We start from the raw sequence: 24470 nt of genomic DNA on the forward strand, positions 1-24470 counted from the left end.
ATCGTTGTTTTGAATTAAAAGTTCAGGTTGAAGCCTAAAGTGAATGTGCGTGGACGAGGATAGAACTGGTTGTCTATACCGCCATTGATCTCAGGATCGATACCAGAATACCTGGTGATCACAAATGCATTTTGCACATTGGCTGAAACTCTTAGTCTTGAACCTCTGAAAACCTCACCTGCATCGTAAGAAACATTGATGTTATCCATACGCAGGAATGAAGCGTTCTGAACAAAATAATCAGATACATACAAGTTTGGATCTGCACCAACAAAGTTGGTAGTAAGGAAGCTGGTAGAACCATTGTTCATCCAACCAAGGGGGTTGAAGATGGCACGTTGTGTTCCTAAGTTAGAGTGAACGTTGTTGTACACATAGTTGTCGAAGCTACCACGTGCAACAAAACCTGCAGCCCACTTCTTATAAGTAAGGCTTGAGCTAAAGCCAAGCAGGTAACGAGGCTGAACTGACTTGTACTGGTAACGGTCGTCATCGTTGATAACACCATCACGGTTCAGGTCTTCATACAAACCTTCTATCGGGCGTCCTGATGCATCATATACTTGCTTCAGTACATAGAAACTTGAAGGCAGGTACCCGATACTGTGGATTAAAACAGTGTTACCTGTACCACCCTGGATGCCGCCAAAACGATTTCCGCGGAAAGAAGGATCAGGGTTCAACAGTAGCTGGCTGATCTTAGGATCGATGTATGTAAAGTTGAAGTTTGCATCCCATGTGAAATCCTTACGCTGAATAGGCACAGTATTGATGGTTACTTCCACACCACGGCTTTCTATGCTACCAACGTTTGTCAACAACTCATTACTGAAGTTGGTTCCCAAAGCAATTGGCACTACGCTCAGCAGGTCTCTTGTTTTACGAGAGAATACATCTACCGAACCATTGATACGGTTTTTAAAGAAACCAAAGTCAAGAGCTACGTTTACATTCTCTGTTGTTTCCCACTTCAGGTTTGGATCGTAAGCCTGTGGGCGCAACATTGGGTAGAAAGTGTTGCCAAGCTGGTATTGAGCTGTGTTATTGCTAAGCGTATAACGAGGAATGTAGCCATAGAAATCAATTCCACCTTGCTGGCCTGTAACACCATAACCAACTCTCAATTTCAGGTCAGATACTGTATTGGAATTTTTCAGGAAGCTTTCTTCGTTGATGCGCCATGCAAAGGCAGCAGCAGGGAAGAAGCCCCAGCGATTGTCCTGGCTGAACTTAGATGTACCATCTGTACGTGCACTCAATGTAACTACATACTTATTGGCAAGGGTATAATTCAAACGGCCGTAGTAAGAGATCAGTGTAAACTGCGGTTGGTTCATTGGGAACTGCGGCGTAGACTCTGGTCTTATACTTCCATTGAATCTGAAGTCAGGATAATTAAAATTAGTAAACCTGAAATCCTGGTAACCATGACCAGCCATCAGTTCCAAACGGCTATTGATGCTGGTAAGGTCGCGGGTATAGTTCAGGTAAAAATCGAGAAGCAGGTTGCGCTGCTGGCTCTTATAACGGTTGCGCATACCACCATAATGAAGAACGCTGTCTGCAGTACCTGCACGGTTCCTGCCAATTTCGTAACGACGATAAAATGCACCCGCACTGTCGCTGGCAACATCAGTACCCTCGCCACTTTGTACATCATATCCTAGGTTCAGGTTAGCACGCAAGCCTCTTACAAAAGGAAGTGAATAGTCGAACTGAACATTACCGATGCTGCGGAATACTTCGCTCCTGTTTTCACGCATTTCAAGTAAAGAAACCGGGTTACGTGGAGCAAGATCTCTTGGAACCTGTCCAATACCAATTGTTTCTAAATATTCGAAATAGCCACCAAAGCGGTTGCTGTTGGTACGTACTGGTTGTGTAGGATCGAATGCTATTGCAGAGCCGATAGCTCCTTCGTCAGCAAAACGATTACCTGTTCTTGCACCTTTTAAATTAATATCTACACGCAGTTGGTCCTTCAGGAAACGTGGGCTCAGGTTGATGGCCAATGTTTGCCTGTTGAAGTTGCTGGTGCGCAAAATACCATCCTGGTTTAGCATGCCACCAGAAATACGGAAAGGCAGTTTACCATCTGCTATTGCACCAGATGCAGATATGTTCAAATCCTGGCCAAAAGATGTTCTGAAAATCTCATCCTGCCAGTCAGTATTAGCTGTTCCAAGTTTAGCTGCATCACCAGGTGCACCCTTGCTGTTTACTATGCTACGCAGCTGGTCTGCTGAAAGCACATCCACCTTGCGGGCAGGAGTTTGAGCAAATGCCTGAGCATTTACATTGTAAACAACTCTACCTCTTTTACCTTTTTTGGTAGTAATAAGGATAACACCATTAGATGCCCTTGAACCATAGATAGCGGCAGCAGAAGGATCTTTTAGTACAGTAAAAGTTTCGATGTCGTTTGGATTGATCATGTTGAGCGGGTTCGCAGAACCAGCTACACCACCATTGTCTACAGGTACACCATCAATTACAATCAGCGGATCGTTGCTCGCATTTAGCGAAGCACCACCACGAATTCTTATTTGGCTACCAGCACCAGGAGCACCACTGGAAGGTGAAATCTGAACACCCGCTACTTTACCGGCTATCAGTTGCTCCGCTGAAACGATGTTTCCTTTCTGGAAATCTTTTTCAGTAACGGTGGCAACAGCACCTGTAACATCGCGGCGGCGCTGGGTACCATAACCCACTACTACCACCTCGTTGAGTGCAGCGGTAGCACCTGCCAGCACCACGTTAATAGGACCATCAACAATGGCCACTTCTTGTGTGGTAAAATTTACCGAGCTGATCACAATGGATGTTGCCCGGGCAGGAACTTTTAAAGAGAAGCTGCCATCAGCGGCAGTTGAGGTACCAGTTGTACCTCCTTTCATTACAACGGAGGCATTAGCAACAGGAGCTCCACCGGCATCGGTTACGCGTCCTGTAACTACTTTGTCTTGCGCAATTACTTGTCCTGTAAAAAGGAGCAAGGGCAAGACCATAGCAAAGAGCAGTCGTTTAAAGGTCATATTTTAAAATTTACGAGTTTACAAAAAGGCGCTGTTCTGATTTTTATGAGGATTAAGAAATAAGTCGTTCTTCTTCTTGCTGTGTATAGTGGAGTAAGGCCGCAAAAGAATGGGTTAATAAGACAATGCACCTCTTCAACACGATGCTTGCTGCCACACCATTTAAGCGTACTTTAATTTATAACCTGGAACTGTTGAACCTTCATTTTGCCATTCACTTCAATCTTTAACAAGTACATTCCTGTGGCAAGTCGCGAAGGATTGAAACCATTAGAATTAATTGGTAATTTTTGAGTTCCTCTTGCTTTAAAACCTGTGTATAGTGTAGCCAGTTGCTGGCCTGTCATATTCAATACAGACACCGTCACATTTCCACTTTCAGGCAGATCGTAATCTATAACCGCGAACTTGTTTACCGGGTTTGGATATATAGACATACGCATGTTGAGCGCTGTGGCAGCAACATTTCGCACTGGTGTGGTAACAAGATTATTTACATCCCTGTTCAGGTATACAGCATATTCTCCAGGCTGCAGTGTGATGCTTTCTGTACCACCTGTCGCGTTGCGCGTACCACCGCCTGTATAGTTGTACCAAATACCAGGGCTCTGGAAAGTGATATTACCAGTAGCCGGCACTACATCAAAATTGCCTATGACGGTAACGCGTAACGAGTCAGAATTCACCTGCAACCACTTAAAGGCTCCGGCTAAGTTGTATGAAACATTATTGGTAACCCAGGTAGGAAGGAAGTTGGGAATATTGCGCAAACGCAGCATGCGTGCATAATGATCGTGTAATGCTTTGCGATTTGGATTGCCTAGATAATCCCAGCGAATAGGCTTCGGATCTGTACGGCAATTATCATTCACGGTTCCGTTCTGGCAATAGTTGATAGAAAAATCGTAACCAAGTTCACCAAACTGCCACATCATTTTTGGCGCAGGTATCATTGACCAGAAACTGGTAGTTAGCTCGTTTCTTTTAAGTGCTACATTCAGGTCGCGTACATTATGAGCAGGGTTGTTGGTATTACCAAAGTTCAGGTTTCTATACATTAGCCTTTCTTCATCATGGCTTTCCTGGTAAGTGATCAGGTGAGGCCGCGTCCAGTTCCTGGCAGTATGAATGCCCCATTGGAAATTTGACTGAGCCAAATGCCCCATGGCAGCTTCGCTGAAGTTGTGGTTCAGGTTGCCCCACAGCAGCATGCCATAATTAGCCAGTTCTGTTTCTTCTGAGTTATCTGCAAAGTGTTCCAGTATGCAATAAGAATTAGCGGACGTTGCCATCATTTTATCGTAAATGCGTTTCCAGATGGCAATACGGCTGGCATCGTAGTTGCCCCACTGCGCTACATTACTACCAGAGTTTACCTGTGTAAACCCTTTAGAAAGATCCCATCTGAAACCATCGATCTTATAGTTGGTTAGCCAATGCTCCACCACGCGGTCTACCAATGTCCTTGTTGCCTGGCTTTCATGGTTGAAATCAAAACCAACATTGAAAGGGTGACGCGCTTCTTCATTGTGCCATGGGTTATCGGCAGACGGACGATTGAGTGCTGCATTCCAATACATCTGCACAGTTGGTGACATACCAAAAGCATGGTTCAATGCTATATCCATCACCACTGCTATGCCTTCTTTATGGCACTCATCAATAAACTGGCGCAATGCTGTTTCTGTACCATAAATTTTATCAGGGGCAAAAAAGTAAGAAGGATTGTATCCCCAGCTGATGTTGCCTTCAAACTCGTTGAACGGCATAATGTTGATGGTGTTGATGCCCAAACGCTTCAAATAGCCAAGCGTATCGCGTAAGGTATTCCAGTTTTGTGTGGCCACAAAATCACGCACCAGCAGTTCGTAAATAATCAGGTTTCTTTTATCAGGCCTGGCAAAATTTTGTACCTGCCAGTTGAATGTAGGCTTTGCTGTCTGCAGCACACTCACCACACCCGACTGACCAGCAGGGTAAGGTTTCAAATTTGGATAGCTGGCAGCCGGGATGTATTGGTCATTCCATGGATCCAATACTTTTTCAGCATACATATCTGCCACCTTCAATGTGCCATCAATCAAAAACTGGTAAGCATATTCTCTTGCAGGTGTAAGACCAGTAATCCTTACCCAGAAACGATTTCCATCAGGCGTTTTCTTCATCTGGTGCTGTACAGTTGGCGCCCAGTTATTGAACTCGCCAATAACAGCAACCGAATTTTTACCCGGGGCAAAAAGCACCAACGTAACAGAAGTATCGCCACTCTCGTAGTTGATACCATTGCGTACACCAGCAGGTAGTGGTTCCACTACAGTGGTCGGTGTTACAAAAAAGGTAACGGTATCTCTTTTTACTGTAGTACCCACTGTCGCTTCTGCTATCACGGTTTGGGTACCGGTAGTGGTGATGGTAACATTTGCTGAGACAGTGGTAGCATTTGCTGCATTTGCCACCTCGGTTCCATTAAATAGTAATTTCAGTTGTGCAGCATCGCTCGAAGCGCCAGAAATTGTAAGTGAATTTCCAATGACAAGGTTCAAAGGCTCTGCAATAGGATTGAACGTAGGCTGACGGAAAGGCTGCGTCACTCTCACCTGCAGGTTGTTATCATAAACCGGGATGTACATATCCGTTCCATCACGATTTCTTTGCGCCTTGGCTCCAGTTCCGCTTCTAAACAGGATCACGATCTTTTGGATCACCTCGTTCTGGTTGGTAACGCCAAAAAAGCTGCGTAGTCCACCTGTAATGGTAAACCTCCACTTGTTAGGCGACACATAAGTAGCCTGCGCTGCCGGTGTTGCCTGTCCCCATGTGAACTTAGAGTACTTCCAGTCGGTAGGGCTGGTGCTCAGGTTGGTGATCAGACCAATATGTACATAAACATCAGAAGTAGGTGTATGATCTTTTAATCCCTGGTTGCCAAAGTTGGCGTCCATGGAGATCTCAATTGTAGAAGAAGATTCTCTTACAAAAACAGGATTGGTAGAGAGGAGCTGTCCCTGGCAGATCACTGCATAGAACAGGAAAAACAGTGTAGAAAATAGTTTCATACGCACAGCAATTTCGTCAGTTAGAATTTGATTTAGTTGATAATCAACGTCATCTACTTAAATCAAATGTGTAAATCTTACACAATATAGAAAATATTTTATCCGTCAAATACTTTGTTAAAAAATAATCCTCTGCTATAGGCTTATAACCATTAGAAATCTATTCCGAACCACTTCCGCTTGTTTTGTTCATATTTCTCAAAATTGAACTTGTACAGTTTTCCCGGCCGGTGCGGAACATCTTCTTCATATTCTTCTATATCTATCAGGAAATCCATAGAGAAAAACTTCTTCCGGAAATTGCGGCGGTCGAGTGAAACGCCTAGAATTGCTTCATAAAGGTTCTGCAACTGGCGCAGCGAAAACTTTTCGGGCAGCAGGTTGAAAGCTAATGGATGCTCCTGGATACGCTTCTGCAGCCAGCTGTAGCATTCATCAATAATATCCTTATGATCAAAAGCCATATCGCACAGCTGGTTCACCGCATGCCAGTGCAATTCATTATCTAAGATCTTTAACTGGTGGTGAAGCACATTTAACAGCGAACAGTAAGCAACTGTTACTACTCTTCCACCCGGGTGGCGGTTGGGGCTGCCAAAGGTTTTTACCTGCTCCAGGAATACGTCTTCCATGCCCGTACGCTGGCGAAGAACCCGGTACGCTGCCTCGTCCAATTCTTCTGTATCGTGCACTACATCACCCAGTAGCGACCATTTACCTTCAAAAACTTCAAGATCACTGCGTATCAGCAGCACTTTCAGCTCATTCTCGTCAAAGCCAAAAATGACACAGTCTACAGTAATGGGAACAACAGGATAGGAATCAACAAGTGATTTTGGATCTTGAATAAGTGGAGCTTCCTGTGGCATATCTAGTACGCCTGGTGATGGAGATTTATCCATATTGGCAATCGTTAGTTTCTAGAAAGGATATGAAAGTAGGATATTTTAAGATTAATGTGTAAATGATACATATCATCAAAATCCTGGTGAACGCACATTTCCTTTACGAGTCAAAGATATCTGGTAAAGTGTAAAAGTTACACATTCATTTTATACTTTTATTTTCCTCAATTATTGCTAATGATAACTTGCCTTGCCCGCCACACATTTTTGGTGGTATCAATTTTTCTCTATTGCTCTTTCAATATGATAGCAATAGCACAAGAACAAACAACGTATCCAGTTTATACCGGCTCCGATCTTGGGGTAACGTACCAACCCAAAGGCACCAAATTTAAAGTATGGGCACCCAATGCATCGGAAGTGGTGCTACGGCTGTACCCATCAGGCCTGGGTGGAACGGCAACAAAAACCATCAATTTAAAACCTAGCACCAATGGTGTATGGGAAGTAGTGGCGGAAGGAGATCTGAAGAACCAATACTATACTTTCCAGGTAAAACAGGAAGGGAAGTGGTTGCTGGAGAGACCTGATATTTATGCCAAAGCCGTAGGCGCCAATGGTCTGAGAGGAATGGTGGCAGACATGAGATCTACTAATCCAAAGGATTGGGAGAAAGACAAAAGACCGCAGCAGAAGAGCTTTACCGACATCATCATTTACGAAACGCATGTACGCGACCTCTCCATCAGCCCCAACTCAGGCATCAAGAACAAAGGCAAGTTCCTGGGTTTTACAGAAGCCGGAACCAAATCACCAACAGGTGAAAGCACTGGTCTTGATCATTTAAAAGAACTGGGAATTACCCACGTTCACCTGCTGCCTTCCTTCGACTTTAGCACCATAGATGAAACGAAGCTGGAGCTAAATGAATACAATTGGGGCTATGATCCTGCCAATTACAATGTTCCTGAAGGGAGTTATGCTACAGATCCATATGATGGAAATGTGCGGATCAAAGAATTCAAACAACTGGTAAAAACACTTCATGATAATAGTATCCGTGTGATACTGGATGTAGTATACAATCATACAAGCACTACTGAAAAATCCAACTTCAACCAGTTTGCGCCGGGTTATTACTACCGGTTAAAAGAAGATGGCTCCTATTCCGACGCCAGTGGCTGTGGAAATGAAACTGCATCGGAAAGAGCAATGATGCGCAAGTTCATTGTAGAATCAGTTGCATATTGGGCAAAGGAATATCATATTGATGGTTTCCGTTTCGACCTGATGGGTATCCATGATATTGAAACCATGAACCAGGTAAGCGAGACGCTGCATAAAATAGATCCTACCATTTTTGTGTATGGCGAAGGCTGGACAGCAGGTGGCAGTCCATTGCCTGAAGATCAAAGGGCAATAAAGATCAACACGCCAAAACTGCAAAATATTGCTGCCTTTAGCGACGACATCAGGGATGGCTTACGCGGCCCTTTTAGCAACGACCGCGAAATTGGCTTTGTTAGTGGAAAAGCGGGCACAGCCGAAAGTGTGAAGTTTGGCATTGTAGCAGCAACACAGCACCCGCAGATCAACTACCATCATGTGAATTATTCAAAAGCTCCATGGGCAAATGAACCGAGCCAGTGCATCACCTATGTTTCCTGCCACGACGACCATACATTGTTCGACAGGCTGAAACATGGCAACGAACATGCCTCGGAAGAAGCATTGATAAAAATGGACAAGCTGGCGCATACTACAGTGCTTACAAGCCAGGGGGTGGTTTTCCTGCATGCAGGCGCTGAACTATTACGCACCAAACAAGGTGTTGCCAATTCGTACAAATCGCCGGATGCCATCAACCAAATAGACTGGAGCTGGAAAAACAAGTACAAGAAAGAATTTGAATATTACAAAGCACTGGTAGCGCTGCGCAAAAATCATCCGGCTTTTAGAATGTCGACTACCAAAATGATCCAGGAGCATCTTAGGTTTCACGATACACACGACCCGCTGCTGATAAGCTACGAGATAAGTGGCAATGCCAACGGCGACAAATGGAAGCAAATACTTGTGCTGCTAAATGGAAATAAGCATGATAAACATGTCTCGCTTCCTGCCGGTGAGTGGACATTGGCTGGTGATGGAAATACCATCAACGAAAAAGGTATCAGGAAAGTAGAAGGTACAGAACTGACCATACCTGCTACCACTGCATATATATTGTTTGCACGGTAACCTACATTTGCTGTCCAATCGTACCACATGTATTCAAAGGAACAAGTAGTAGCCCTACAGAAACGCACGAAAGAGCTAATTGAGGCCAATCATACAGAGAAAGCATTCGAGATAATAGAGCAGCTGCGCGACATTCTCCGCTTTCACGAGTACCGATATTATGTATTGAACGACCCGCTCATTTCCGATGCAGAATACGACCAGCTATACAAACTGCTGGAGAAGATAGAACATTCGCACCCGGAGCTCATTACAACTACATCACCTACACAACGTGTGGGCAGTAGCCTGAACGCTGCTTTTAAAACTGTTCCGCACCTGGTGCCGATGCTTAGCCTGGAGAACAGCTATAATGCTGATGACTTAATTGACTGGGACCGCAAAGCAAGAGAAGTAGCCAAAAAAGACGAGCTGGAATATTGCATCGAGCCGAAGTTTGACGGTGCCAGCATTTCACTTATTTATGAGAATGACCACCTGGTGCGTGGCGCCACCCGTGGTAATGGTGTAGAAGGCGACGACGTTACCACCAACATGAAGCAGGTACGCTCTATTCCACTGCACGCTGCCTTTTCTGAATATGGTGTGCACACGGTAGAGATACGTGGCGAGGTGATGATGAGCAAAAAAGCCTTCAAAGCTTTTAACGAACAACTGGCAGAACAGAACCTGCCGCCACTGGCCAACCCGCGCAATGCTGCTTCTGGTAGTTTGCGCATGAAAGATCCTAAAGAAGTAGCACGTAGAAGACTGGAAGCCTTCCTGTACAACATCAGCTATCATACTACTACCGGAGAAGCTGTAGACAAAAAGAAAGATGCGCTGCTGCACACTCACGCCGGCAACCTGCAGATGCTATGGAATGTTGGCTTTCGCAGCCCGATGAACGAGATGAAGGTGGTGAAGGGAATACAAGCCGTGATAGACTACTGCAACGAGTACGAAAGCAAGCGCGACGACCTGCCTTTTGAAATAGACGGCATGGTGATAAAGGTGAACGACCTGGCGCTGCAGGATGCAATGGGCATGACCACCCACCATCCCCGCTGGGCTATTGCATACAAGTTCAAAGCAAGGCAAGCAACCAGCAAGCTGCGCAATGTAGAGTTCCAGGTGGGCCGCACCGGCTCTATTACACCTGTAGCTAAAATTGACCCTGTGTTCATTGGTGGTGTTACGGTTGGTTCTATCTCTTTGTTCAACGAAGATGTGATAAAGGAGAAGGACCTGATGATCGGCGACACCGTGCTGGTGGAAAGAGCAGGTGATGTAATACCATACATTGTAAAATCATTGGCAGAGGTAAGAGATGGTAGTGAAACAAACATCCAGTTTCCTACTAAATGCCCTGCCTGTGAAAGTGAATTATATAGAGAAGAAGGCGAGGCTGTGTGGCGCTGCGTAAACATTGAATGTCCTGCGCAGGTGGTAGAAAGAATGATCCACTTTGTAAGCAAAGACGCCATGGACATCCGCAGCTTTGGCGAAGCCAACATTCGAAAATTCTATGAACTGGGACTGCTAAAAGATATTCCCGGCATCTACCAACTCGACTGTACCCGCATCGGCAGCCTGCCGGGCTTTGGAAAAAAATCAATAGACAACATACAAGCCGCCATTGAAGCATCCAAGCAACAAACGCTCAACCGGCTGATCTTTGCACTGGGCATTCGCTATGTGGGCGAAACAACTGCCAAGGTGCTGGCCAATACCGTAGACCACCTGCTCGACCTGAAAAACTATAGCGAAGAACAACTCCAGTCGCTGGAAGACATAGGCGTGAAGGTGGCAAAGAGCATCCATACCTTCTTTAGCAACGAACAGAACATAGAGATGCTGCATCAACTGGAGAGCTTAGGTGTGCAGATGAATAACACCAAGCGAACGGCTCCTGTAGCCGGTGGCTTAAGCGGTCAGACCTTCTTGTTCACCGGCACCCTCAACAAACTAAAACGTACACAGGCAGAAGAAATGGTAGAACAGCAGGGAGGGAAGCTACTCGGCAGCGTCAGCAGCAAACTCAACTACCTGGTAGTAGGCGAAGACGCCGGCAGCAAGTTGGAAAAAGCAAAAAAGATCAACACGGTGAAGATTATTAGTGAAGATGAGTTTTTGCAGTTGATCGGTGGTTAGTGATTGGTGATTAGTGTGGTTGATAGGTTGATTGGTTGATTGGTTGAGTAGTTGATATGTTGATATGTTGATTGGTAGCTGCATAATGTTGAACAACCTCATTTTCAAACTTTCAAATTCTGCTCATTTTCAAAATTTGCTTTCCCCCAAAATCCCCAAATCTCAAAATCCCAAAAATCCCAAAATCTAAAATCTAAATTCTCAAATCACCCCCATGCTCTCCCCTTCCACACTACAATACCTGGTTGATCTGAAAGCCAATAACAACAAGCCATGGTTCGATGAGAACAGGAGCCGGTTAGACGCTGCACGCAACGACTTCGAACAGATGGTGTCGGAGATACTAAAGCAGCTGGCAGATGCAGATCCTGACATGGCACCGCTGGAACCAAAGAAGTGCATCTTCAGGCAGTACCGCGATGTGCGTTTCAGCAACGATAAGACACCGTACAAGCACCACATGGGCGCCAGCTTCGACCGGGGAGGTAAGAGCTCAGGCTTTGCCGGCTACTACTTTCATTGCGAGCCCGGCAACAACAGCATGGTAGGTGGCGGACTGTGGATGCCTCCCGCCGATGTGCTAAAGAAAGTAAGACAGGAAATAGATTATTGCTACGATGAACTAAAGGCCATCACCGGCAGCAAAGAATTCAAAAAGACCTACGGCGATCTCGATGCCTCGCCAGAATACAAGCTAACCCGTGAACCCAAAGGCTACGAAAAAGACAATTCCGCCATTGAATACCTGAAGCTAAAAAGCTTCGTAGCCATCAAACCACTTACCGACAACGACCTCACCTCCAAAGGCATCACCAGCAAGATCGTCAAAGACTTCATCGTGCTGATGCCACTGGTGAAGTTTATTAACAGGGCGATTGAGTAGGGACGGGATTACAGGATGCTTTTTTGGTATGATTATTCTTCAAATCCCTCCTTTTTTGAGAGTTGTAGTATTCTTATTCCATTTTTTGCCTGCTTTACGGACATGCCCTTTCCTCTGCTTTCAATAATACCTAAATTGTAAGAAAGCTTTCTGTCGAACGGGGAAAAAAGATTGTTCTCCTTCGCCCATTTTGCCAATGCAAACCAAGTTTCAGCTTTCACAGTTGATGCTTCTTCAATCATTTTAATTTCCTGCTCTGTTAATGCCTCTGCCTGCATGCCATTACCACCATACAGAACCAGATGGTTTTTTAGCATTCCTGTGTCAAAATGCTTATCCCTTAACGTCAGCCAACATTCCTGTCTTTTACACCACTCGGTAATGTTCATACCAGACTTTGAGGGTGACATTATATGTTCCCAGACTACATCAATGAGGCGGTTGATTATTGCACGTAAGTCGTCATTTAATTCCTGCTGTTGCCAAATGGTTTCCAGATCAAGCTTCTGCCCTGTTTTGAAGGAGAGAATAGCAATGGTGTAAGAAACAACATTGGCTTTATAGCCTCCTAGCTTTTTTGCCGTTATCATTTTATCAATCTCATGAAATAAAATAGCTTTGGCAATCACGTGATGGTACTGCGTCTTGGAAATTTCCACGTTGTGATCCGTGTCCTTCACAAACAACAGGAAGTTTTTTTCTCCTCCTTTACTGGCATCATGAGGACGTTGTCGCCAGCTCATCTCATATTTTGCCAAATCTGTTTTATTAAACTTTTGCTTCTTTGGATACTCTACATCGAAGCGCTTCTGATCCTTCTTGGAAGGTATTCTTGAACGTTCGTCTAAATACTGTCCTCTTGTCCTTTCATAATACCACTTGCTTATAGCTTTTCCTCCACCAGTTTCCGGAACCCACTCACTCCTCGACCATTGCTCTAGAGAAACGTGATACTGCGAATTTGAACTGAAGTCCGAGTCTTTGATAGCTGTCTGGCTGTTTGCGAACCTTGAAATGCTGGGAACTACGTCATTTAAACTGTTACCAGGTTTAACGACAGATATCTTCATCGGCACGAAAGCCCTAGAAAGGTCAATTCCCTTTTCACCGGAGGTGTAATAGATGGAAGCCGTTGTCTGGCCACCATTCACAATCTGCAGATTCTCAATTCGGTTCAGATAAGGGATACCTTCTTCATATATCACGTCCACTTTTTCCGCGGTGGTGGAAATGCCATTGTTGTAGGCGAAGAACATATCTGGCTGGGTCCTGATGGTTTCTCGGATGCCGTTATTCACCTTTGCCTTGAACTGCAGAAAGGTCCTTACATTTTTTTCCAGAAGTCCCTGCTTATACTGGCCATATATGTCTGCGAGAATCAGAGCAGGGAGAATTGCAAGATATTCATCCACTTTATCGCTCACATTCTCCATCTGAAGACACTTCAGTCTGTAATTATAATCCCTTTGAAAATCAATTTCAATCTTCTGTTTTCCTGCTTTAATTAAATATTGCTGGTATATCCGCTCGATATCCCACAGCTCATAATCCCAAATAATATCGTTTTCCTCTTTATCCTGTGGTACAATGTGTGGTGAGCATAGCCCATTGGTAAGGACAAAAACACGGACGTTTCTGGAATAAGCTTTGGTATGCTGTATGATATCAATAAAATCAGACAGCTGTTCGTCTGGCTGATCAACTTTATCTCCAATAGTTCCATTTCTAACTGCCAGAAAGAACTTTTCGGCTTTGCTGAAAGCGTCTAGCACGTCTTTGTCTGAGATCTTCTGAATTCTTGAATCTTCTTTACTTAACGTGACAAACAGATCAATAGCCTCATTGTCATCGTCATAGTCCAAGGCGTTAATTTTCATGCCTCTCACTTTGAAACTGCATACTTGCGGTTCAAGAATTTCACCGCAATCTTTTATGTATTCCAAGATATCAATTGTAATTGCATCTTCTAAAGAAAGACTGTCAGTATCGACACTAATCATTACATTTTCAAGAAAGTCAGCTGCAAATTCGTCAAGTGTCACAATGTTTGATTTTATTGATTAAAAAGTCCAATTCGTGAATTATTAAGTGTTCCGATCACCGCTGCACGATCCAGGTATTTGTTCATTTTTTCGCAGCTTGTTTCGGGTAGCAGCACACAGGAATAGCAGGCTGCAAGGTTAAGCCCCATAAAGCCCTGCCCCTGTTCTGCTGATATGCAAAGCGGATCAGAGGAGCACCAGCGCGCTTTATCGACACCTTTGTTCATCACTGATGAAAGATAATCCGGCTGTCCTTTTTCAACCAATCCGCCTAGGGATCCCTCAGCGTCGGAAGTCGTGGTATAAATAAGGATACCGTTCATCTCTTCTTCAGTCCCGATTGAAGAGTTGCCACTACAGTAGATAATTTCTGCGAGGGATGAAAGACTGTATCCGCAGTCCTCTGCCAGCTCTTTTAGCAGTATATGGGAAAGTGTATGCAGGAATAAGTACCGTTTATTGATTAACTCATGATTCTGGTTGAAACTGAGGTTCGCCTGTTCTAAGTTGTGGTTTATCGTATCGAGACGTGCATTCGGATACTCATCTGCCCACGCATTGAGCTTTTTATTACTGAACTTAAGAAAAATTCCTTCTCCTTTCACTTCAACTGCGGGCAATTCCCTTGTATGCAAGGGGTCTCTGCGTGCATCCTGTATACGCTCAAATTCGTGTTTCTGCTTCGTATCTAAATTATCCGCAGCTTCTGCAAAAACTAGTTCTTCACCCATCAATGGTTTCACCCGCGTGAACCCCTTATAGACCTTCAGTGCGGAGAGTTTTTCAAGTAGTACTACTTCCTCCAACAGATCGGGCTGACCTGTGAGGCTGTTGTATTCATTACCATCAACTTTCTTCTTTTTGAACCATACTGTCTTATCCTTTATCACTGTCCCTGTAAAAGCGCTGAATTCCTGTTGACGAAGCAATACAGCTTTGTTGATAAAGCGCTCTTCGGGCTTTTCACCAAAATGATTCCGGATAAAACCGATGACTGCTTCCTTGGTATAGCCAAGTTTCAGCAACTGGTGATTCGGATTGCTTTCGACAAGTCTGATCAGGAAATCGCGCCATTGCTCGTTTGTATAGTCCTGATATATATCCGGCATACTGTCCCTGAAAATTGTGACCGTTGAGTCCAGATTTTGCTGCACTTCCGGAGGGCATTGCTGCTCATAGGCTGACTGTGGCAGGAGGATACCGCTGTAAATAATGGGGAAAATAATATTGCCGGCGCCCCTTTGCATTGTCCTGGGAAACTTGCGCTTTGCAGCCGGTGATAAATCATCACCGTCCATGATGTTTCCCTGCCTTGGAACGTCACTGACGAGCTCTGTTACATAGCTCTCATTGTTATGCCATCCTTTCCATGGTTTTGGCAGGTAATTGTTTACATAATCCAGATAATTTCCTTCTGCATCTGTTTCAGTGAAAATTGACTGGTCAAATATCTGACCGAGATCTCTGCTGGCTAAAAAAGTATTGCTTCCTCTCCGGTAACTCTCAATTGTAATATCGCTCAGACCTGCTGATCCTCCCTTTGATTTATAATAAAGCAGATGTCTCTGGCCCCTTTCTTTAGGACAGCTTTTGTGAACAAACCAGTCCCAAGGAAAATCACCCAGAAAACCCTCTTCTGTCGCAATCACAAAGCGCATTGGCACCAGATTGGGGCCGATACCCGTCTGATTATTAGTGCAGGCATCACAAGTAAAAGCTCGCATCTTCTGATCGAAAGAGCCCCGTTCAATTATTGCCTGCCCTCTCGTCTTTGTAATAAAATGAATCAGCCCACACTTTGGACAATACTGCGCTCCGGGAAACCGTATTCCATAGGCGGATAGATTATTAATGCCATCCTCCTGTGGGGGAACCACAAAATGATCGACCTTAAATGCTTCTGCCAGGCGACTGTCTCTAATCACCTGTTTTTTATTCGGGTCTTCCTGATTTACATTTCCCCAGTCGCCGTAGCCATCATCATGGCACAGCATGATCAGTGAAAGCTCCGGAAAATCAATCATTGAGCCGGACGGCCATGTATGTATAATTTGTGACTGTCTGATATCGTAACTCATAAGTTAAATGCTTTTAATCCTTACTTTGGAAGAAGATTCGACATTTCTCAATGTCTGCATTGTCGGAATGTGGTCCTGCAGCAGGCTTTCAACAAATTGTGCCGGAGCATTGTAAACAGCATTCGGATTTCTGATTTTAGTTACAACCTGTTCTATGTTGGGGTCATAACGCATATAATCCGTATAGACTGCTAGCCTCCGGTCACCATCGAGCATTGAGAGCCGTGTAGTGAACTCCTGCTGAATAGAATCAATTGTATCACATATCTCAGTTGCGTCAGCCGCTCCATAAATGGCAATTGCTTTGGCTTTGACATCCTGTATAACGCCGTCAACAAATGTCCTGTAAGCTGTATCTGCGGGACTGAATACACCGTGGCTTCCGGTAAGAAACAAACTGCGGGTCAGGGTAATCAGCACTGTAGGCAGGACCTTTTCGAGTGCCGGCCGGGAGAATGGTGTAACGGAGCTTGCTTCAACATGATAGTAATAAGCCTGATGGAATGCCTTGAATTGTTCATAATGTGAACGGTCCCTGTTTTTAGTGGGTGCAAGAAAAGTGAAAACCACACCAGGGCCTTCCCTTCCTACCCTTGAGCTGGCCTGAATATATTCTGCAGTAGTTTTGGGCTGACCGTTTACAATCATGGTGTTCAGCCTGGGAATATCAACGCCCACTGAAATCATGTTTGTCGCCGGTGCAATCTGCACCGGATCGGGATGTCCCCCCATAAGATTGTTTACAGCATTGATAAACGATTTATAATCCTTTTCACTGTCACCTGAAAAAGCAAGATCGATCTGATCGAAAAAAGGCTTGTTTAAAAATCCTGACCAGACAGAACCTTTTGCTGTTTTAATATCTCCATTTGTCCGGATACCCGTTGCGAAAAGTTTCTGAACCAGCAAATTATTTTCATCAAGCCCGGCAGGAAGTGTTGTCTTTTCCAGTCTGTCAAGACCTTTGTTAATGTCATCTGCCGTCATGACACTGGACAATTCACAAAGGGCATTCTGGTTGAACGGTTTGAAAAACGTGCTGAAATGATTAGCCAGCATTTTCCTGTAAGCGACAATGTCATCGGTAAGAAAGGTCCTGAACTTTCCCAATTCTTTTAATGCATTGAAATACACAACCAGTGTGTAATACCGATCCAGCTCTCCATTTGCTGCGGGCAGTACAGGTATTCTTTCAAGCAGGACTGAGGCCAGCCGGATCAGGGCTGTGCTGGTAGTCACACCCGATGGCATGAATCCAACATAGAGCCTGTTCTTTGGATCGTCTACCTTGATTTTCTTTGCGTAAAACGAATCGTCTGCATCGGTAGCCGGAGGAGGAAACTGAAGAAAATGCTTCCTGCCGTACAAACGCCTGCATTGTTCTTCCGCATTCCGAACGGTTGCCGTAGCGCCAACGACTTTGCAGATATTTCCCTCAGCTTCCCGGCAAAGTCTGTCGATTACAATCTCATATACCCCATATATCGTTCCCAAGGCAGAACTGATCAGATGTAGTTCATCTTGAATGATCAGTTCCGGGGAAGGATAGAGCCGTTTTACCTGATTATTGCTGAACTCTGTATTGAACAGATTGAAGGCATCACTCCTCCAAGCAAGCTGAACAAATTTATCGACAGTGGAGAACAGCAGTGACGGACGTTCCTGGTAAATTGTTTCATCCACTTCATAAACAGGAAATGTTTTATCAGGGTTTTTCCGGAAGTCAGCAGCAGTCACATAGAAGGCACAACGGGTATTTGTGCAGGCCATGTGATAACGTCCTGTTTCACTCCCTCTGTTATTTACCGTCCTGAAATAACCCCATCGTCCGATTACCTGATTGTTTTCAATTTCACGGACAAGACGGTTGCCGCAACACGGACAGGACAGCAGCGGAGGTGAACTTTTGTAAGTACTTGGTTGTCTGCCTCTGTTTACCTGCCTTATATAATCAGCATAGTCCCTCTGCTGATCCTCCTCATTGTTTGGTGTCATGGATCTACCCATCCAAATACCGTTTGATATTCTGACTTTCCCATATGCAGCCGGTTCCATCCGCCGGATAAGATCACAGGAACAGATCAGAATTGTTGCCCGCTCAAATTGTTGTTTGTTAAGAAGTCTCAATGTATACCGCATGAGGACAGAGACACCTGCTCCTTGGTCAGGGTCATTATATGATTTTCTAGCTTTCAAACGCCTGAAGAAAATAGTGAATGCTGTAAGACCTAAATAAGCTTCAGTCTTACCACCGCCTGTGGGAAACCAGATAAGGTCGACAGTATCACGGTCCGGTGAGGACGGGTCTGTAATCCCTTGGACCTGGGAAAGTAAGAAGGCGAGCTGAAACGGGCGCCAGCGTGCTAGTGTCCCCGTTTTTTCATAGTTGATTAAATCGATATGGAGTTCTCCTTCTTGCCATATTTTTCCAGCACCGGCATCAAATGGAATTTTGGTGTAATCGGGCAGGCCGTCATCTGTACCTGCGTTATTTTTCTGTACGCGTCCTGCCACCCTTCTGTGTCTGCTGAAATCTGCCATTACCCGCTGCATAAACATAGCCCTGTTGGCATCTTCAAAGGCTTTCCGTGCTTCGCTGTCTGCAGCTAGCAACTCAATCCCTTTCTTCATCCTTTCATAAAGCTTCTCACATTTTTTAAGGTTTTTTACGGCCTGTTCTTTAAGTTTCGGTTCCAGCCCATTGTTCTTGATTTGCTCTCCCTGATCGACTATCCACTGTTTATATAAATCGATAAACACTTCCAGCTCACTTTTTACCGTTGTCCAGTCATATGACATTTCAAGCGCAGTTCCGCTCAGTCTCTTTATATACAAAATATTGCTCCCCTTGAATACGTCCGGATTCAGATCCACACCATTCACTTTTTCCTGTGGAAGTACCTGTGTAAACACCTTCTGAACCTGGTCGTTTTCTTCATCCCAGTCCACCGATATGCCGTGTCCTTGTGCATAAACTTTGTAATTTCGGTAAAGCAATTTGAGATTAAGATCTTCTTCTGACAGAATATTTAAGTCGGTCCGGTCATCAAAAGCTTTGAAACCGTTTGTCGTTTGCACCGTTAGAGATGGCTGAAACAGACAATCGTCTGCACTTTTCTGGTGACCCGATGATTTTGCTTCCTTCTTATTGATCAGCGTGAAGGTTTTTATTTCGAGGGCTTCCTGACCATATTTATGCGGGTAGTTCCTTGTTGCAATCGTCAGAATTGCATTCTCATTAAGATTTACATTGATCAGATTTCCATTCTTTGAATAATTAAGGTCGCCAAAATCAAAGGTGTCACCTTTAATTTTAAGAGTAAATTCGTGCGGAACATGTTTATATACATTTACGCTGACCATTGTTACTGCTTCCCCCTTTACAACTTCTTTTTCAGCTTTTTTCTTCACATATACAGCAAAGCGGATATTGATTTCAAGTGAAGCATTTTTTGCAGTAAGAACAGATATCCCTGCAGCAGACGGACGGAACTTAGTGGTCAGCTCCAGCTCTCCGCTTTTATCTGTAGTATCCGCCTCCTGAGATGCTCTTACTTTCTGTGTTGTTGACTTTTCTTCACCGGAAGTATTTTCGCCTGCATTTTCCTGCTGCATCTGTGCTCCTGTGCCCACACTGTTGTCGTCCTGCTCCTCGTATTCTTTGGTAAGTGGGAGTTGAGGAAACAATACGCCGACAGAATAGAAATCAAGTGGGTTCTTCTCCAGCTGTTCGCCACTACCGTTTATTGGTCCGTGCAGAATTCTCGCAACTTCTGCAACAATAGTTTCTCTGAGCATAAAATTGATTTAGTTTGAATTGGCGATACGATTCGCGATAACAGAATGATACCGGCTGTTGATAAAAAAAATGCTTTGCGCTGTAGCCCGTGTATTGGCAATATAGATCAGTGACATCTGCTTTTTGTCATTCGGATTATAATCTTCCGGACTGCAGATAAGGATAAATCTGTTTTCCAGTCCCTTGTAGGCATGAATGGTTGACACAATTACTTTACCGGAAACCGGAAAAGCACTTTCAACATACCGGCCCGGATTGGATTGTACAAGAGATATAAGCTGCTCTCTTTCCGAACAAAGAATTGTTACATCTTTTCGTTCAACTCCTTCAGCTTCCAGTTTTATGATTGTCTCACTGACCCTGTTTTTCAGATCAGTATCAGAAGAATAAAACTTTATTTCACTGTTCCAGGTTTGATCCGTGCGAAGACAGGGCATTTCAGGGAAACCGGTTTGCAGTGAGGCCCTTTTGATTGTGGAAAGCGTATTCCTGCAGTTCAATTGAAGCAGACTGACAAAGCAGGGATACACATCACGCAAGTACTCAAAATATTCATCTGCATCATTGTTGTAAATGTTCTGGTACTCTTTGTCCATAAAAATTGCCCAGTTACCTGATTCTAGGCCGCCTTTCAACAGAAGTCCCAGTGCTTCGAAATGATATTCATTCAATATATCCTGCCCCTCATCTATGATCAGGTAATCGAACGACCGCTTTTTAGTTTCTGCCAAGTTCCGAACAAACTGAAGCGGCAAATCACGGGACCAGTATTCCTCATTGCTGCTGATGTCACCCGGCGGGTTTTGAAGAAAATCCCTGTCCCTGTATAAACTATGAAGGTGACAGATAAAATAATTTCCTTCAGTCACAAGGTTACGGCCTTGCTGAGTAAGGTATTCCGCCAGATTTTTATTAAAACAGATTAACAGGGTGCGCCTGCCATCTGTAAGTGCCCTTTTGAAAAGCTCCAGCGCGAGGAGTGTTTTGCCGGTTCCTGGGCCTCCCATAATCACGCCTCCCTTTCCCGGATTGTATTTCAGGTTATCCAGAATATACATCTGCATTCCTGTGAGGCGCTGTGCTTCCTCGCTTCCTTTTTTCAAAAGATCAGAAACGGGCAACCGGAAATGAAGATCCTGCCGGAAGTAACGGCTGACGGTACTTAGTTCTTTCTGACTTAGACCTGATCTTCCAGCATATTGCGGATGAGCGGACCAGTATCGTTTAACTTTCTGAAGAAAACCGATTAGACCCCCTTTCTTATGATCACTGTAATCATAAATCAATTCCGGATCAAATTCCATTTGCCCCATTGTTGATTTTCTGAACTCATCGGGTTTAATGGTGTCAGGGAACAAGACACCGATACCATATACCAGCCGTCCCGGGATGGATTTGCCCCGGAACAAATCCGGCAGCAGTGTGTCTCTCGTATAAAATAAAGTGTTGTACGCCTGCCTGAAAGGATCACCCGGCTCTGTACCTCCCTGAACATACCACTGATTTTTGAGCGAGTCGAATTTTACTGATCCGCCTTTTACTTCCAGAAAAAGGATGCATTCGCTGTCCATGTACACAAAGTCTATCTCTCCTTTGATCTTCTTATCCCCTGTTTTTGCCATGTTCAGAGAATGAAAAAGATATTTTTCGGTGTTATTAAAATAAGTGCTGTTTGCGGCCACCACATAAATCTCTTTTTCAGCCTGTGAGTTGAATTCATATCCGTTCAATGAAGAGGGACTAAGGGGCATGATTATATTTTATAAATTGTCGAAATTCTTTTTATCTCAATATGATTGATAAAATCATTTAACAGGTTGTCCGTATAAACCTCATCTTCTTGGAACCTGATACCATAAAGCCGTGCGATAAGTCTACGGATTGCGGTTCTTACAAAGCCTGCCTGAATGGATTTAAGATCAGCGTTGTGTTTATTGAAAGAACCGATTTCATCATTGTTGATAATGCCAAGTTTACCCAGTGCATGCAGCAAACTCACAAAATTATCCGGGCGTTGCGTGTCACCATCGATCCAGTTTTTCACTGTTGCAGGACCAATTTTAAATCCGTTGTCCAGCAGTTTTTTGCAGAAGAAATTCAGGTCCATCCGGCACCGGACGATATGATTTTTCAGCAGGAGCCTCCATTTTTTATCCATCTCAATTGCCAGAGAAAACGCAGGGTCTTTTCTTAAGGCCTGCTCCAGCAGGTCTTTGACCTGAAGACCACGTCTGGCTACAATAATCTGATCACCCGCGCTCAAGGTCGTTACGGACCTAAAAGACGCTTCATAATCAAAATCTTCCTTATCATCTTCATACACATAGAAATGTCTTGACTCCGGCACCTGACTAAGTGTCCTGTCATCAAACAAAAGAATGTATTTTTCAGATAGTTCTTTTGCATTAGAACCTTCATATTGCTGAACAATCTTTTGAACCACTTCCTGCAGGTCAATGTCCTGAACTTCTGATACATTTTGGACAATTTCCGGTTCTAACTTCGGCACATTAAACTCAACCTCAATGAGACCAGAGGCTATATTATCCGGAGACGAGGATGGCGGCTGGAGATTAAGCAAAGTATACTTCACACGGTCACAACCTACTTCTTTTTGTATGTCCTGATATTTACCAAATAGGTTTTTTGCAAAATAGCAGCTTCTTTCATTTAATATAAATAACTGATTTGCTGCTAACACATTGCCAATTGCCGCACCAATTGTTTTTCTATCACTGGTCAAATAAAATATATATGAAGAAGGAACTTCATTTTTCTGATTAAATGTGTGGAATTCTTTTTTATGGATATGTAGGATTTTGATGTTAGGGAGGGTCTCTCCCAAAGTATTTACAAGCCACTTCGCATCTTCAATGCTGCTGTTGTCCGATACTATTTCAATTGTTCCTTGTAAAGTTCTGCTGTTTAGCTCCTGTAAAATAATTGGTAGTTTGAAGTTGACAAAACGAGAATTATTCAAAATGTATTGTTCCAAATACCATTTTATGTCTTCTATTAGACCATAATCTTGTCCGCCAGAAAACCAGTTCTGCCGAAGTTCCTCTAAACTGGATAAAAAATCGGTTGAAAATTCCTGCAGAGCTTTAGGATCGAAAAAAGAATTTAGTTTAGTACGTAGATTGTAAAGACAACTGAGGGGTCGTATTATTTCACCATTACAAAAGCTTTCTTGAGCTATGTTTTTCAATCTTAAAATCAGGTCCCAAAGTTTCTTATTTAAATTTTCAAACTCAGGATCTCCTGTAGATGTGACAATTACTTTTGGTGGATTAGCTACTTTCTTTTCATCAAGATCTAATTGCTCCAATGGCTGCAAGAGCCATGGATTGTATTCTATTTTTAATTCATTAAAATAAGTATGAATATCCAGGTTGCTGATCCGGGAAATTAAGTACATATCCTTGATCTGTTTGTCCCGCACCATTTGAAGATATCCTTCATTTAGGTTTTGTAGTTCTTGCAAAAGGCTTTGTGACCTTTCCCAACTGTATATAAAAGAATCGAAATCATCTAAGATTATAGTTTTGACATGATTAAATCGACCTTTACCTGCCTCTATGATTGATTTATAAGCGCGAAACGAATCCTGACGTGCAACAATCAGAGAAACTGGAGCATTCTCAGTATTAGGCCCAGAAAGACGCTGAAACCGTAACTCTGCATCGTTGGCAGGAAAAATGACTTTTTGAATGTTTAAATGTCTTCTTAGATCAGTCCCTGCAACTTTTACGTTTTTAAGAAGACTCTCGAATTTGCTTATATTGGTAAACAAAACAACTGCCTCAAAATTATCTTGGGGAAGTATTGGAAGAGTAAAAATATTTTGTTCAACTGCTTGATCTAAATCTGCAAATTTCTCAATCTTATCTCTTAAAAAATTTGAATTAGACAACCAGTTTAGTTTGTATGTTTCGTCAAATGGAATTGATTTATCACCACCAGTCCCTGCTTGAATAATTAAACTGCGATCTATAAAATTAACTTGCCTTACATCATATATAGTTCCATTTAAAACGACTTGTTTACAGTTTGGTCCGTATGCTAAATTTCCAAAGTCATGCCTTTTCATTGAAAGGGACAATGCTTTCCTGTACTGACCCATTATTACAAAGAATGGGACTAAATTTATCGTAGTGGTACTGTTTGACGGATAAAGGCCTATAATTCGGTGGTTCCGATCGACAGTATTTTGATGGATTAAAAATGGAAGAAGTTGGCTTGCAGTAAAGTCAGACACAATGCAACCATTGATTTCATATTGAAGATTTCTTAAATCTGGGCATTCGCATGATATGGAATGCTGTATATAAGCCTTGTTAAGCATGTCAGGTTAA

11 protein-coding genes are annotated in these 24470 nt (G+C 43.6%); 3 read left to right on the forward strand and 8 right to left on the reverse strand.

Going from position 1 to position 24470, the window contains the following annotated elements; translation table 11 throughout:
• Nucleotides 1-14 precede the first annotated feature (14 nt).
• The 3 genes from J4N22_RS18410 to J4N22_RS18420 all read right to left on the reverse strand — a co-directional run bounded on the left by J4N22_RS18410 (nucleotide 15) and on the right by J4N22_RS18420 (nucleotide 6996).
• Entirely contained in the window at nucleotides 15-3038 is a 3024-nt protein-coding gene (locus J4N22_RS18410) for a SusC/RagA family TonB-linked outer membrane protein (protein ID WP_207497049.1), read from the reverse strand.
• A 173-nt stretch (nucleotides 3039-3211) separates the two neighbouring features.
• Entirely contained in the window at nucleotides 3212-6094 is a 2883-nt protein-coding gene (locus J4N22_RS18415) for an alpha-amylase family glycosyl hydrolase (RefSeq protein ID WP_207497050.1), read from the reverse strand.
• A 152-nt stretch (nucleotides 6095-6246) separates the two neighbouring features.
• On the reverse strand, nucleotides 6247-6996 hold the full coding sequence (locus J4N22_RS18420; RefSeq protein ID WP_242692297.1) for an NUDIX hydrolase: 750 nt from the start codon (nucleotides 6994-6996) through the stop codon (nucleotides 6247-6249).
• Between the two features lie 246 nt (nucleotides 6997-7242).
• Here J4N22_RS18420 and pulA point away from each other — a divergent pair, with 246 nt between their 5' ends.
• From pulA to J4N22_RS18435, 3 genes are all read left to right on the forward strand, one after another.
• Entirely contained in the window at nucleotides 7243-9180 is a 1938-nt protein-coding gene (gene pulA, locus J4N22_RS18425; protein WP_207497051.1) for a type I pullulanase, read from the forward strand.
• Nucleotides 9181-9207: 27 nt separating this feature from the next.
• The gene (gene ligA, locus J4N22_RS18430) at nucleotides 9208-11313 is read left to right on the forward strand and encodes an NAD-dependent DNA ligase LigA (protein ID WP_207497052.1); all 2106 of its coding nucleotides are present in this window, start codon (nucleotides 9208-9210) and stop codon (nucleotides 11311-11313) included.
• 214 nt (nucleotides 11314-11527) lie between these two features.
• Nucleotides 11528-12196 (forward strand): DUF2461 domain-containing protein, encoded by a 669-nt coding sequence (locus J4N22_RS18435; RefSeq protein WP_207497053.1) that lies wholly within the window; start codon nucleotides 11528-11530, stop codon nucleotides 12194-12196.
• 32 nt (nucleotides 12197-12228) lie between these two features.
• Here the strand turns inward: J4N22_RS18435 and J4N22_RS18440 are convergent, their stop codons facing one another.
• From J4N22_RS18440 to J4N22_RS18460, 5 genes are read right to left on the reverse strand one after another with little or no spacing between them, the layout of a single operon-like run.
• Nucleotides 12229-14238 (reverse strand): AIPR family protein, encoded by a 2010-nt coding sequence (locus tag J4N22_RS18440; protein ID WP_207497054.1) that lies wholly within the window; start codon nucleotides 14236-14238, stop codon nucleotides 12229-12231.
• Nucleotides 14239-14249: 11 nt separating this feature from the next.
• Complete coding sequence (gene drmB / locus J4N22_RS18445; protein ID WP_207497055.1) at nucleotides 14250-16316, reverse strand: DUF1998 domain-containing protein; 2067 nt, start codon at nucleotides 16314-16316, stop codon at nucleotides 14250-14252.
• Nucleotides 16317-16319: 3 nt separating this feature from the next.
• Nucleotides 16320-20114: a helicase-related protein gene (locus J4N22_RS18450; protein WP_207497056.1), complete on the reverse strand. Its 3795-nt coding sequence runs from the start codon at nucleotides 20112-20114 to the stop codon at nucleotides 16320-16322.
• 9 nt (nucleotides 20115-20123) lie between these two features.
• A complete protein-coding gene (locus J4N22_RS18455) occupies nucleotides 20124-21866 on the reverse strand; it encodes an AAA family ATPase (protein WP_207497057.1) in 1743 nt (580 codons plus the stop codon).
• A gap of 2 nt (nucleotides 21867-21868) precedes the next feature.
• Nucleotides 21869-24460, reverse strand: coding sequence for a hypothetical protein (locus J4N22_RS18460; protein WP_207497058.1), 2592 nt, complete (start codon nucleotides 24458-24460; stop codon nucleotides 21869-21871).
• Nucleotides 24461-24470: the final 10 nt, after the last annotated feature.

The organism is Aridibaculum aurantiacum (genome assembly GCF_017355875.1).
Taxonomy (GTDB): domain Bacteria; phylum Bacteroidota; class Bacteroidia; order Chitinophagales; family Chitinophagaceae; genus Segetibacter; species Segetibacter aurantiacus.